Genomic DNA, 12,274 nt, shown 5'->3' on the forward strand with positions numbered 1-12,274 from the left:
CTAAAAACACTGGCACTACATCACTTGTTAAATTTACGAGTTGCGTGCTACTACTCGCTAAACTAAAAATCAATGACATGTAATCCAAACTGCGTAATAAAACTTATCTAACTAAGTCTACCCAAAATCCACAGATTTAACAGTTTATTTACGCCGAATTGGTAACTTAATTGTGCTGGGTGGGATATTTGCCAATGAGCAATATCAGCACGAGCCCCTACTTTTAGCACGCCACGATCATCTAGACCTAACGCACCCGCGGCGTTTCGTGTTACGCCAGCTAATGCTTGCTCTGGTGTCATACGGAAAATAGTGCACGCCATATTCATCATTAAGTGCAATGAACATAATGGTGAAGTCCCAGGGTTGAAATCAGTTGAAATAGCGATAGGAACTTGGTACTGCTGCAGTAGTTCAATTGGCGGATACTTTGTTTCGCGTAAAAAGTAAAATGCACCAGGTAACAATACCGCTGCAGTGCCCGCTTTGGCCATTGCTTGAATGCCAGCTTCATCTAAGTGTTCAATATGATCCGCAGATAAGCCATTAAATTCTGCAACAAGCTCTGCGCCATGTTGATTAGATAACTGCTCAGCGTGCAACTTAACCGGTAAGTTGTGCTTTTTAGCCGCTTCAAACACACGGCGAGTTTGCTCGTTGCTAAAGCCAACGTTTTCACAAAAAGCATCAACGGCATCAGCTAAATCAGCTTCAACAACACGGTCAAGCATCTCACCGCAAACCAAATCGATGTACTCATCACTACGGCCTTTATATTCAGGCGGTAATGCATGAGCACCTAAAAACGTGGTTTTAACATCAACCGGGTGATTTTCACCGAGTAAACGAGCCACTTCGAGAAGTTTAATTTCGTTTTCGCAATCAAGACCATAGCCAGATTTAACCTCGACCGTCGTCACGCCTTCTGCGTATAACGCATTTAAGCGCTCTTTAGCACTAACAAACAGTGCTTCGTGGTCGGCTTCGCGGGTTGCACGTACGGTGCTTGCAATGCCGCCACCGTTTGCAGCGATTTGTTCGTAGCTAACACCTTGCAAACGCTGCTCAAATTCTTCTGCACGGCTACCGGCAAACACTAAGTGAGTGTGACAATCAATCAACCCAGGTGTTAACCACTGCCCTTTTGCAGAGACTGTTGGCGTTGCTAACGCGTCAAACTTAGGTAAATCGGTTTGTGCACCTAACCAGGCAATTTTGCCATCTTTAACGGCAATCGCTGCATTTTCAATGGCGCCGTATGGTGCATCAACAGCAGGATCCATTGTGGCGATATTGGCATCTGTGATCAGTAAATCCCAGAGGGCTTGAGCATTGTTGGTTGTGTGCATTTTTCACCTATCTTGATGCTTGCTAAAGGCTCAGTATGAGCCTAAATTTAAATTTGCTTAAAGTTTATCAACTCATCTTGTATATACAAGAAAATTATGTCACCTTGTAACACACTGTTAACTTAAAAATAAACTTTTCATAATGAGCGTCCCTAAGTTTGCGCAAATAAAAGAATTCATTCTGGAAAATATTCAATCGGGAGAATGGCAAGAAAACGACCGTGTCCCTTCAGAAAACGAACTTACCAGTCAATTTCAAGTTAGCCGTATGACGGCTAGGCGTGCACTTAGTGAGTTAACCGATGCCGGTATCTTAACCCGCAGCCAAGGCCAAGGTACTTTTGTTGCCAGCTTCAAATCACAATCTTCGTTACTAGAAATCAAAAACATTGCCGATGAAGTTAAAGCGCGAAACAGCAATTACAGTTGTACTATTTTAGTGATGGAATCAATCAGCGCAATTGCCCCCATCGCGATTGCTTTGGGTGTCGAGGTCGACAGCCATGTTTATCGAAGTGTGATTGTGCACAATGAGAACGAGCAACCTTTGCAAGTTGAGGAGCGTTTTGTGAACCCTGCTCTTGCTAAAGACTACTTACAACAAGATTTTCACAGCCTAACACCCCATGAATACTTATCGCAAAATGCCCCACTCACCGAGGCTCGCCATACGGTCGAAGCAATCATGCCCAACCAAGAAATGTGTGAATGGCTCAACCTTTACAACGAAGAGCCATGCTTACAAGTGATCCGCCGAACGTGGTCATCGCAAGGCATTGTAAGCTTTGCCCGCTTAGTTTCGCCGGGTAGTAAATACCGACTGGGTGGCCACCTAACTTTTAAAAAATAACTAAATAGGCGCTTTATAACGAAAACTCAGTGACTCAATCGCCGAGCCATCAATGATACGCTCGCCTTTATCATGGCTAGTAAATGTCGGTGGCTGATTACCCTGCTCAGCGCATTTTTGTTGGTAGTAATCTGCTTTTGTAGGATGCGACGGATTGACCACATTATAAATGCTGCTCGCGCTTGACCAATTTTCGAGTACTGAAAAAATCGCCGCTATCACATCTTGCTGATGTACCATGTTCACCACTTGCTGACTTGAGCTAGACAGCTCTTTACCTGCAACAAACTTACCTGGGTCGCGCCCAGGACCAACAAGGCCCGCTAAACGCAACACTTTACCACCGGCATTGAGCACTAACTGCTCAGCATCAAATAGCAGTTGCTGGCGCGCTGATTGGCAATTAATTACTGTACTTTCGTCATAATGACCATTGTCAGTTGGGTAAACACCCGTCGAAGAACATAAAATAAAGCCTTTACAATTTAGTTGCTTGGCAAGCTCAAGTCCTGCTTGCAAAGTAGCTAAATAATTACTTTCTGAGCTGCGACTACGCGGTGGAATTGCACTCACCCACCATGCATCTTCAAGTGAAACATCGTGTTTAAGCACTGTACCTTCAAGCGCAAACTGGCGCTGAAAATCATGTTCGTGCTCGCTACTACGGTGTGTTCCCTGCACTTGCCATGCTAATTCTTTTGCCTCAACACAAAGCGCACTACCAAGCCAACCTGCACCTAAAACGACCAGTTTATTATTTTCATTACTCATTTATCCAACAACCTCATAGTATTTATTATTAACGTTCGCTTAACGGTATAGCGATTTGGGTGCAAATATGATTAGATAGATAACTCTACCCGATAATAAAAACACGTGCATCTATGTTAAATAACCTCTCTTTACGTAAAAAAATATTACTACTCATCGGCGGGACGATAAGTGTACTACTGATCATCGCGTCTAGTTTTTTTGTTAGCCATATTGCTGACCTATCGCGCCAAGCTATTCAACGCGAAGCCGACAGCTATTTACAGAGTGAACGACTTTCAATGCAAGGTTACTTTGCCAAATACGGTAAAGTGGTTCAAACCTTCATTACAAATCCGCATTTAGTGAATTGGTTCGACAATTGGACTGAACGTGATCAAAGCCTTGATAACCAACCTGGATACGACAGCGTTAATCAAGATTTTGTGCGTATCAGTGGCAACGATGACAACATCTTATCTGCCTTCTTTGCATCTGCAACAACAGGTGAGTACTTTAAAGAAAATGAGCGAACCACTCATTATAATGGCCAACCTTACTACGCTTACAAACGTGGTTGGTGGCAAGATGCTTTAAAGATCAACAAACTCTATGTAGGTCCTATTTCTGTGGATTTAACCACAGGTAATGCCTCTGCAGTTGTACAACAGCCTGTTTATAAACAAAACAAACTAATAGGCTTTGGTGGTGTTGATTTACAGCTAAATAATATCAACGACATGGTTGAAGAAATTCGCTTTAATGGCCAAGGCTTTGGTTTCTTACTTGATGGCAATCAAAAAGTTGTGCACTTATCTAAGCGCACTGGCCACAAGCTATCTGTGACTGACGAAGGTCCGAATGGCAAGGAAGGCTTAGATGCCCTCGAAAAACAATTTAACGACACATCAGGCTTTAGCGAATTAAACCGCGCGATGAAAAGCCAAAAAGATGGCAGCAGCTTCGTTACATTCAAAGGTGAGCAATATTACGTTGTTTACAACCGCCTTGAGCTAGAAACCCCTTACCTTGATTGGTACGTGGGTATTTTAATTCCGACCAGTATGATTGATGAGCCAGTAAATGATGCGGTGATGACAACCACAACCTCAGTGATCATCATTCTTGCGATTATCATTGCGATGATCTTCTGGGCCACGCAAATGATCACCAAGCCGCTGACTAAGCTAACTTACATCATGCGTGATATCGCATCAGGTGATGGCGATTTAACACAGAAAATCGAAATCAAGAGTAATGATGAAGTGGGCCAACTTGCTCATCACATGAATACCTTCATCGATAAACTTCGTGCAATGATGCTTAATACTGCTGCGCAGGCTGAGCAACTAAGCCAAGCTGCGAGCCAGTTAAAAATTGTATCGCAAAAAACCAACGATGAAATTCAGCAAGAAAAGCAACAAGTTGACAGTGTGAGTGCGGCGGTAACCGAAATGGCGTCTACAGTAATGGAAATCTCGCGTAATGCCCAGCATACCAATAATGCCGCTGAAGAAGTGCAAACCATTACCGTTGACGGTACGAAACGTTCTACTCAAGCTCAGTCAGTCATGACCGCCCTTGCAAGCCATATTGGTGAAGCGTCTAAAGTGGTTGCGGGTCTTGAGCAAGAAAGTGGCAATATCGGCGCGGTGGTTGATGTTATCAACTCAATAGCTGAGCAAACCAACTTACTCGCACTAAACGCGGCGATAGAAGCAGCCCGCGCGGGTGAACAAGGCCGAGGCTTTGCTGTTGTTGCTGATGAAGTTCGTTCACTGGCAAGCAGAACGCAAGAATCAACAGATGATATTCGCAACATGATCAGCCGTTTACAGCAAATTGCTCAACAAGCATCAACCATGATGCAACAAGGTCAAGAGCGTGCTGAAGGGTCAGTTGAGCAAACACAAATTGTATTGCAAGCACTGCAAGATATCGCCCAATCAGTGACAAATGTACAAGATCAAAGTCATCAAATTGCGACTTCGACAGAGCAGCAAACTGTGGTTGCAGAAGATATCAACAATAGCTTGGCAGCAATTAATCACTTAGTGAATAGTACAGCGGATCATGCCCATGAATTGGCGGATGAAGCACGTGATTTGAATGAATTGGCAGCCGCTTTAAATAAGACGGTGAATCAATTTAAGCTATAAAGATAAATTGCTGAAGCAGTTAAAAACCCGATGTCACCTGAAGATGACATCGGGTTTTTATCGTCAGCCTTCCCTGTTAGTCGTGGCGCAACCGCTTTCGCGTGTTCCATAAATTCGTGCCACTGTTGCTTGTTCCATAAAGCAACTCCTTTGTTGGTCAATCCTTGTGTTGGTTGCGTTTGTACTTGTTCCATATAGTCTCCTCCTTACGCTAGCTTCATCCTGTTTGGCTCCTGCCTAAGCTTATTCCTTGCTGTCATCTCCGTTCACTTTATCCATAAAGCGTTGCCATTGTGCGCTACTCCATAACGCCTTGTTACTTCCTTGTTGTCCTTTGTGCGTAGTTACATTATCCATACTGTAAACTCCTTGCGGTTTATCGTCCGTTACTCCTACAGCCCTTCCTTGCTGTGCTCCATTACCCATCCTTGTAGATTAATGCGGTGATTATCGCTTAGCGATGATATACACAGCATGAATCAAACCTGGAATGTACCCTAATAAGGTTAAAAGAATATTAATCCAGAACTGCGCACCTAAACCTACCTGTAAAAATACGCCGAGAGGTGGAATTAAAACCGATAAAATAATACGTATTAAATCCATGACTCACTCCTTGAAAAAGATAAGCCCAGCCAAAGCTGGGCTATATAGGGCTTGCTATTATTCAGCAACAATAGTTAATTCATCGATTACTTTGCGAACATCTTCAGCATTTTCAGCAATGCTTACCGCTAATTGCTTTTCTGCATCAGACTCAACAGTACCTTTTAGTGTTACCACACCCATGTCAGTATCAACATCGATGTCTGTACCACCAACTTCTGAGTTAAATAAATAACGTGTCGTGATTACAGTACTGATTTTTGCGTCGGTTAAGTCGCTTTCTGCTGAATCAGCTTTTTCTGATTTCATGTGCTTAGCTTTCATGTTTTTAACAACAGTTAGTTTGTTATCAACAGAGCTAACACCGTCTAGGCTAAGAACTAGCTCTTCAGCAAGCTCTTTATCTAATTCGCTATCAACTTTACCTGTAAGTACAACCTTGCCATTCGTTACATCAGTGTTGATGTCAAAGTTGTTAAGGTTTGTGTTCATAAGAAGCACAGTTTCTGCCTTACCATCAATCCAAGCATCTTTACTTTCATTTTCCCAGCTGCTTGCCTGAGCTGACATGCTAGTTGCACCAATTACTAAAGCGGCAATCATAGATTTGTTAAAAGTGTTCATAATCTTTCTCCTTTTGATTAAAGACACTTTTACTAATGCGACTATGATGCCAACTATTTACTTGTTTATTTTCAGTGGGTTAAGCACTTATTCAGCGGCTATTTATATTCATTTAGGTAAAGATTTACAAGCTGCTCGGTAAGAAGTTCACGATGTTGCAAAAATGGCCACTTAGTTGCGGATTTTATTAATCTGTGGTTAATTTAACGAAGTTGTTTATTAGCAAAAAACACAAATCATTGATTTATTTGAAAATAAACTTTGGCCTAAGGCTTGCTTCGTAATTAATAACTAAAAAATCACAACAGGGAACTATCATGGCCGTTAAACTTGAAGATCGCCCAATCGATCAAGTAAGAGAAGAAGTCATTGATCAACTCATTTATAACTACAGTCATGCTGTTATTTCAGCCGAAGCATTTGAACGCCGACTAGACCAGGCAATGGCAGCCACTAGCAACGAAGTACTGGTTGAACTAGTTGCAGATTTAGAGCTAAAAGCAGATATTGACTACAAATCGCATAAGCATGCGCAATTTAAACCTCACTACAGCCACAGCAGCGACAACGAAAGCCTGCAGCTTCGTAGTATTTTGGGTTCAAATGAGCGCAGCGGCCAATGGGTAGTACCAAAAGAAATTCACCTAACAAACTGCCTAGGTTCAATCGAACTAGACTTTAGCGAAGCAATTTTCCAACATCAGCATGTCACCATTTACGTGAACTGCATTTTAGGAAACGACGAAATCTACGTACCAGAACATGTAAATGTGGTATCTAAATTGTTTAGTGTGATTGGCAGCGTAGAGAATAAATCTGTAGCCTTAAATAAAGGCCAAGGCCCAACCATCACTATTGAAGGTAATGTATGGCTAGGCTCAGTCGAGATTTCAGTTAAACGTACTATGAAGGAAAAGTTCATCAGCTTTGCCAACAGCCTAAAAGCCAGTTGGAAAGAAATGAATAAGGTGCAGTAAAAGTTGCGAGGTGCTAGGTGCTAGGTGCGAGGTGCGAGGTGCGAGGTGCGAGGTGCGAGGTGCGAGGTGCGAGGTGCGAGGTGCGAGGTGCGAGTTATCGTAGCCGCAGTTTTACATCGCGCAATATAATAAGATAACGCGCGAAATAAATTTCACGCCTACATCAATCGTAGGCGTCAAGCTTGCTTGGCGCGTCTTACATACAACGCTTTTCCATCAATCAATGCCTGACCTACAAACAACACCGCTCGGCTCAAAACTGACGGCTGAAAGCTGATAGCTCACTAAACTTCACACCCACATCAAAGACATTTAATCGCACAAAGAGGATATGAGGCGCTTCGCTTTAGAGATAACAAAAATATTATTATCACTTCCTCATTCTTTTCTCATTCACTTCTCTTTGTGAATATATTTTCGCGCGAAATAAATTTCACGCCTACATCAACCGTAGGCGTCACGCTTGCTTGGCGCGTCTTACATACAACGCCATTTGATCAACCTATGCCTGACCTACAAACAACACCGGTCGGCTCAAAACTGACGGCTGAAAGCTGATAGCTCACTAAACTTCACACCCACATCAAAGACATTTAATCGCACAAAGAGGATATGAGGCGCTTCGCTTTAGAGATAACAAAAATATTATTATCACTTCCTCATTCTTTTCTCATTCACTTCTCTTTGTGCAATTATTTTCGCGCGAAATAAATTTCACGCCTACATCAATCGTAGGCGTCAAGCTTGCTTGGCGCGTCTTACATACAACGCTTTTCCATCAATCAATGCCTGACCTACAAACAACACCGCTCGGCTCAAAACTGACGGCTGAAAGCTGATAGCTCCCTCACTGGTCATTATTCCTCTCACTCGGGATATCACTAAAATACTCTACAAACTCAACTTCAAAACCTGCGGGGTCGATGAAATATACATTTTTACGATAAGGGTTTTCTGGGCCGTGTTTATCAATTTCATAACCGGCTGAAACAAGTCGCTCAACTACGGCATTAATATCGTTTGTCACATAAGCAAAATGAGCAAGGCCTACTTGGTGGCCTGCTAAATCACGGTTTTCAGCTTCACCGTTATCGCTTAATGCAAGATATTGGTAATCATCACCAAAGTGCAGCCACTTGCGCGGTTTGCCCGACCATTTGCTATCGCCTTGGCTACGCACACGCCAATGCGGGAACGCGGCTTTATAAAAGTGCAGCATGTCATCAACATTACTAACAACAAGGTTTACGTGTTCTAAATACATGGTAGTTTTCCTTTTTATTTTTAAACTGCCACCAAGATAAAACCTCAAGTTAAGTTTAGGTAAAGCGTTTTTTCAAATAAAAAAGCCCCACTAAAGTGAGGCTTTTAAAAAATGATTCGTTATTTATAAATTAACTACCTGCAACCTGCATTTGTTCAATCAATACAGAGCCAGTTTGAATACCGCCGCGACGCTCGATGTCGCCACCTAAGCCCACAACAGCCTTAAACATATCTTTTAAGTTACCAGCAATCGTGATTTCACTTACTGGGTATTGAATTTCACCATTCTCAACCCAGAAGCCCGCTGCACCACGTGAGTAATCACCCGTTACCGTGTTCACACCTTGGCCCATAAGTTCAGTTACTAATAAACCTGTGCCCATGGTTTTTAAAAGCGCTTTTAAATCGGCATGGGTTTGTTCAACTAGCCAGTTATGAATACCACCAGCATGACCCGTTGGTGCCATCGACAGTTTGCGTGCTGCATAGCTTGCTAATAGGTAAGTTTGCAGCTCACCACCTTGAATAATTTCACGGTCTACAGTTTTTAAACCTTCAGCATCAAACGGCGAAGACGCTAAACCTTTTAATAAATGCGGGCGCTCAGAGATATTCACACAATCGCTAAATACTTTTGTACCTAAGCTATCAAGCAAGAAGCTCGACTTACGATAAAGCGCGCCGCCACCAATCGCCGACACTAAATGGCCGAATAACGAGTTAGCAATATCTGCTCTAAAGATCACAGGCACTTTCATGGTACCGAGCTTTTGGCTGTTAAGTTTAGCCAAGGTTTCGGTTGCCGCCTCGAGGCCTACTTTTGCAGCGTCGTTTAAATCATCTTTATGACGCGCGATGGTATAAGCCGAATCGCGCTGCATTTGCTCGCCTTCTTTACCAATCACCATCGTACTAATGCTATGACGCGTACGCGGGTAACCTGCAATCATGCCATGGCTGTTACCATAAACACGTAAACCTTGGTGAGAAGAAAAACTCGCACCATCTGAATTTACAATGCGCTCATCGGCATTTAACGCCGCTTGCTCTGCTTGATGACAAAACTCAACACCTTGCTCTGGGCTAACTTCCCACGGGTGGTATAAATCTAAATCTTGCGGTGCAAATTCAAGTAACTCTTTATCGGCGATACCATTAAATGGGTCGTCAGAGGTGAACTTTGCAATATCAATGGCTTTTTCGACCACTGTACGTAATGTTTTAGGGTTTAAGTCAGCCGTTGAAGCAGAGCCTTTGTTGTTACCCACATAAACACTGATACCTAAGCCACCGTCTTGGTTAAACTCTATTGTTTCAACTTCGCCCATACGCGTGCTGACAGACAAACCTGACGTGCTCGACATCGCCGCTTCAGCCGCAGTAGCACCCAATTTTTTTGCATGCTCCAGTACTTCGCTTACAGCGTCTTTCACTTCAGAAATGTGTTGATAAATAGGATCTTTCATCTTGTGTGTCCTAGGTTCTGATATTTTTTATAGTGTAACGAATGCTAACACACTGCGAGACCAGCATCAGCTAATATTAATCATTAACTAAATGGCGTATAATAGCGAATAGTTAAGTTTACTGAATGAGCATCCTTATGGCGAAGAAGAAAAAGCCACTTATCGAAGAAGAAATTATTTACGTATCAAAAAGCGAATTAAAACGTGAAGCCATGCAATATCATGGTCTGGGTGCTGAAATTGCAAAAATGCCGAAAAAGCAACGCGATCGTTTACCTCTTAATCACGATTTAAAAGAAGCCCTTGTTGTTTCTGATAAAGTAAGTGATAAGAGCGATGCTTACCGTCGTAACTTAAACTACATCGCAAAAGTATTACGTACCACAGAAAACGTTGATGAAATCCAAGCGATGATCGACATCATGCTTAATAAAAACAATCAAGCGGATGTTTTGATGAACAAAATCGAAACCCTGCGCGATGATTTGATTAAACAAGGTGACGACCTGATCAATTCAACAATTGATCAATACCCTTCTCTTGAGCGCCAAAAAATGCGCCAATTAGTGCGCAGCGCCGCGAAAGAAGTGAAAGCAGAAAAGCCGGCCAAAGCATACAAAGAGTTATTCCAGTATCTAAAAGATGCGATTATGCTTTAATTTCCTTCGCGCAAAATAAATTTCACGCCTACATCAAACCGTAGGCGTCACGCTTGCTTGGCGCGTCTTGAACACCACTCAATACTCAACCATCGCGCGCAATAAATTTCACGCCTACATCACCGTAGGCGTCACGCTTGCTTGGCGCGTCTTAAACATCACGTAATACTCGACCATCGCGCGAAATAAATTTCACGCCTACAACCAAATACAATTCCAAAACGGGTAATCGCCAACGTGCTTAACTAATCTTGCGCGTAGAGGGTTTGCGACTACATATCGAGCTTGATGTATTAGGTCGTTTTCATCTCTGATTTGATGATCATAAAAATTACTTTGCCAGACTACGACTTTGCGCCCCTTTCTCTTACGAATAGACATGGTCACCATGCTTTTATACAGCTTAATTACTGCTGATAAGTTTTGCTGAGGGCGAAGTTGAAATATCCAATGTAAATGGTCAGGCATGAGGACAAAGCAGATTGTCTCTACTTTATCTTCTAAATAGTATATTGCTTTGGCAGCATCAACTGCATATAGATAGTTGGCAAATATAGGCACTCGACTCTCACAACAAAGAGTTACTGAATAATAGCAATTTGAATGTGAGTTACGCCCTTTAAGTCTCTTCCTTGACGAAAACATAAACCTATCAATCCTGAAGGTAAAACCTGATCTTAGAACTTAATAATGCACCTAGCCAATTTACACCACAAAATGTTTGAACCTCGCAATACAAAAACATCGCGCGAAATAAATTTCACGAATACATCAAATGTAGGCGTCACGCTTGCTTGGCGCGTCTTGAACACAACTCAATACAAACACATCGCGCGAAATGAATTTCACGCCTACCTCAAACGTAGGCGTCACGCTTGCTTGGCGCGTCTTGAACACCACTCAATACAAACACATCGCGCGAAATAAATTTCACGCCTACATCAATCGTAGCCGTCACGCTTGCTTGGCGCGTCTTGAACATCACACATCACACAAGACAAAAACACCGCGCGAAATAAATTTCACGCCTACATCAATCGTAGGCTTCACGCTTGCTTGGCGCGACTTGAACATCACACAATACAAAAACACCGCGCGAAATAAATTTCACGCCTACATCACCGTAGGCGTCACGCTTGCTTGGCGCGTCTTAAACACCACACAATACTCAACCACCGCGCGAAATAAATTTCACGCCTACATCAAACGTAGGCGTCACGCTTGCTTGGCGCGTCTTGAACACCACTCAATACAAACACATCGCGCGAAATAAATTTCACGCCTACATCACCGTAGGCGTCACGCTTGCTTGGCGTGTCTTGAACATCACACATCACACAAGACAAAAACACCGCGCGAAATAAATTTCACGCCTACATCAATCGTAGGCGTCACGCTTGCTTGGCGCGTCTTGAACACCACTCAATACAAACACATCGCGCGAAATAAATTTCACGCCTACATCAAACGTAGGCGTCACGCTTGCTTGGCGCGTCTTAAACACCACACAACACGCAACTAACGCGCGAAATAAATTTCACGCCTACATCAAATGTCGGCTGAAAGCT

Annotated in this window: 15 protein-coding genes; 4 read left to right on the top strand and 11 right to left on the bottom strand. The window is 42.9% G+C overall.

The genetic code is table 11. The features are described from left to right. Positions 1-107: 107 nt before the first annotated feature. The gene (hutI, locus tag PASHI_RS13465) at positions 108-1,349 is read right to left on the bottom strand and encodes an imidazolonepropionase (RefSeq protein ID WP_062566012.1); all 1,242 of its coding nucleotides are present in this window, start codon (positions 1,347-1,349) and stop codon (positions 108-110) included. A 142-nt stretch (positions 1,350-1,491) separates the two neighbouring features. Between hutI and hutC the strand changes: the two genes are divergently transcribed. Beyond that, positions 1,492-2,199, top strand: coding sequence for a histidine utilization repressor (gene hutC / locus PASHI_RS13470; protein ID WP_055021370.1), 708 nt, complete (start codon positions 1,492-1,494; stop codon positions 2,197-2,199). Here hutC and PASHI_RS13475 read toward each other — a convergent pair whose 3' ends face one another. Then, positions 2,200-2,970 carry an NAD-dependent epimerase/dehydratase family protein gene (locus PASHI_RS13475; RefSeq protein ID WP_062566013.1) on the bottom strand — a complete coding sequence of 257 codons (771 nt, stop codon included), beginning with the start codon at positions 2,968-2,970 and terminating at the stop codon, positions 2,200-2,202. Between the two features lie 113 nt (positions 2,971-3,083). Between PASHI_RS13475 and PASHI_RS13480 the strand changes: the two genes are divergently transcribed. After that, a complete protein-coding gene (locus tag PASHI_RS13480; protein ID WP_062566014.1) occupies positions 3,084-5,108 on the top strand; it encodes a methyl-accepting chemotaxis protein in 2,025 nt (674 codons plus the stop codon). Here PASHI_RS13480 and PASHI_RS13485 read toward each other — a convergent pair. The 3 genes from PASHI_RS13485 to PASHI_RS13495 form a co-directional block, all read right to left on the bottom strand. Beyond that, on the bottom strand, positions 5,093-5,302 hold the full coding sequence (locus PASHI_RS13485) for a hypothetical protein (RefSeq protein ID WP_062566015.1): 210 nt from the start codon (positions 5,300-5,302) through the stop codon (positions 5,093-5,095). The two genes, PASHI_RS13480 and PASHI_RS13485, sit on opposite strands and share 16 nt — an antisense overlap. A gap of 253 nt (positions 5,303-5,555) precedes the next feature. Then, a complete protein-coding gene (locus PASHI_RS21865) occupies positions 5,556-5,714 on the bottom strand; it encodes a YqaE/Pmp3 family membrane protein (RefSeq protein ID WP_064971745.1) in 159 nt (52 codons plus the stop codon). 57 nt (positions 5,715-5,771) lie between these two features. Beyond that, entirely contained in the window at positions 5,772-6,338 is a 567-nt protein-coding gene (locus tag PASHI_RS13495; RefSeq protein ID WP_062566017.1) for a BON domain-containing protein, read from the bottom strand. Between the two features lie 317 nt (positions 6,339-6,655). On the opposite strand from PASHI_RS13495, the gene PASHI_RS13500 reads away from it, so the two are divergent. Further along, positions 6,656-7,315 carry a LiaF domain-containing protein gene (locus tag PASHI_RS13500; protein ID WP_054563314.1) on the top strand — a complete coding sequence of 220 codons (660 nt, stop codon included), beginning with the start codon at positions 6,656-6,658 and terminating at the stop codon, positions 7,313-7,315. 847 nt (positions 7,316-8,162) lie between these two features. On the opposite strand, the gene PASHI_RS13505 is transcribed toward PASHI_RS13500, so the two are convergent. Together PASHI_RS13505 and pmbA are read right to left on the bottom strand one after the other, a co-directional pair. Then, complete coding sequence (locus PASHI_RS13505) at positions 8,163-8,579, bottom strand: VOC family protein (RefSeq protein WP_062566018.1); 417 nt, start codon at positions 8,577-8,579, stop codon at positions 8,163-8,165. 130 nt (positions 8,580-8,709) lie between these two features. After that, positions 8,710-10,047 carry a metalloprotease PmbA gene (pmbA, locus tag PASHI_RS13510; protein WP_055021365.1) on the bottom strand — a complete coding sequence of 446 codons (1,338 nt, stop codon included), beginning with the start codon at positions 10,045-10,047 and terminating at the stop codon, positions 8,710-8,712. A 137-nt stretch (positions 10,048-10,184) separates the two neighbouring features. On the opposite strand from pmbA, the gene yjgA reads away from it, so the two are divergent. Continuing rightward, positions 10,185-10,706, top strand: a complete 522-nt coding sequence (gene yjgA, locus PASHI_RS13515; RefSeq protein ID WP_054563425.1) for a ribosome biogenesis factor YjgA — start codon at positions 10,185-10,187, stop codon at positions 10,704-10,706. Between the two features lie 198 nt (positions 10,707-10,904). Here the strand turns inward: yjgA and PASHI_RS21870 are convergent, their stop codons facing one another. The 4 genes from PASHI_RS21870 to PASHI_RS22365 form a co-directional block, all read right to left on the bottom strand. After that, positions 10,905-11,351 carry an REP-associated tyrosine transposase gene (locus PASHI_RS21870; RefSeq protein WP_082710943.1) on the bottom strand — a complete coding sequence of 149 codons (447 nt, stop codon included), beginning with the start codon at positions 11,349-11,351 and terminating at the stop codon, positions 10,905-10,907. Between the two features lie 211 nt (positions 11,352-11,562). Then, positions 11,563-11,691 (bottom strand): hypothetical protein, encoded by a 129-nt coding sequence (locus PASHI_RS22355; RefSeq protein ID WP_279625966.1) that lies wholly within the window; start codon positions 11,689-11,691, stop codon positions 11,563-11,565. A gap of 217 nt (positions 11,692-11,908) precedes the next feature. Next, positions 11,909-12,043, bottom strand: a complete 135-nt coding sequence (locus PASHI_RS22360; protein ID WP_279625967.1) for a hypothetical protein — start codon at positions 12,041-12,043, stop codon at positions 11,909-11,911. Positions 12,044-12,084: 41 nt separating this feature from the next. Continuing rightward, positions 12,085-12,213 (bottom strand): hypothetical protein, encoded by a 129-nt coding sequence (locus PASHI_RS22365; protein WP_279625968.1) that lies wholly within the window; start codon positions 12,211-12,213, stop codon positions 12,085-12,087. Positions 12,214-12,274: the final 61 nt, after the last annotated feature.

Origin of the sequence: Pseudoalteromonas shioyasakiensis, from assembly GCF_001550135.1 — a bacterium.
GTDB lineage: Bacteria > Pseudomonadota > Gammaproteobacteria > Enterobacterales > Alteromonadaceae > Pseudoalteromonas > Pseudoalteromonas shioyasakiensis.

What these genes read in the sequence shown, in the direction of transcription:
- hutC (WP_055021370.1), top strand. Translation starts at nt 1,492, where the DNA reads ATGAGCGTCCCTAAGTTTGCGCAAATAAAAGAATTCATTCTGGAAAAT.
- PASHI_RS13475 (WP_062566013.1), bottom strand. Translation starts at nt 2,970, where the DNA reads ATGAGTAATGAAAATAATAAACTGGTCGTTTTAGGTGCAGGTTGGCTT.
- pmbA (WP_055021365.1), bottom strand. Translation starts at nt 10,047, where the DNA reads ATGAAAGATCCTATTTATCAACACATTTCTGAAGTGAAAGACGCTGTA.
- PASHI_RS13495 (WP_062566017.1), bottom strand. Translation starts at nt 6,338, where the DNA reads ATGAACACTTTTAACAAATCTATGATTGCCGCTTTAGTAATTGGTGCA.
- PASHI_RS13500 (WP_054563314.1), top strand. Translation starts at nt 6,656, where the DNA reads ATGGCCGTTAAACTTGAAGATCGCCCAATCGATCAAGTAAGAGAAGAA.
- PASHI_RS13485 (WP_062566015.1), bottom strand. Translation starts at nt 5,302, where the DNA reads ATGGAACAAGTACAAACGCAACCAACACAAGGATTGACCAACAAAGGA.
- PASHI_RS21870 (WP_082710943.1), bottom strand. Translation starts at nt 11,351, where the DNA reads ATGTTTTCGTCAAGGAAGAGACTTAAAGGGCGTAACTCACATTCAAAT.
- PASHI_RS21865 (WP_064971745.1), bottom strand. Translation starts at nt 5,714, where the DNA reads ATGGATTTAATACGTATTATTTTATCGGTTTTAATTCCACCTCTCGGC.
- PASHI_RS13505 (WP_062566018.1), bottom strand. Translation starts at nt 8,579, where the DNA reads ATGTATTTAGAACACGTAAACCTTGTTGTTAGTAATGTTGATGACATG.
- hutI (WP_062566012.1), bottom strand. Translation starts at nt 1,349, where the DNA reads ATGCACACAACCAACAATGCTCAAGCCCTCTGGGATTTACTGATCACA.
- PASHI_RS13480 (WP_062566014.1), top strand. Translation starts at nt 3,084, where the DNA reads ATGTTAAATAACCTCTCTTTACGTAAAAAAATATTACTACTCATCGGC.
- yjgA (WP_054563425.1), top strand. Translation starts at nt 10,185, where the DNA reads ATGGCGAAGAAGAAAAAGCCACTTATCGAAGAAGAAATTATTTACGTA.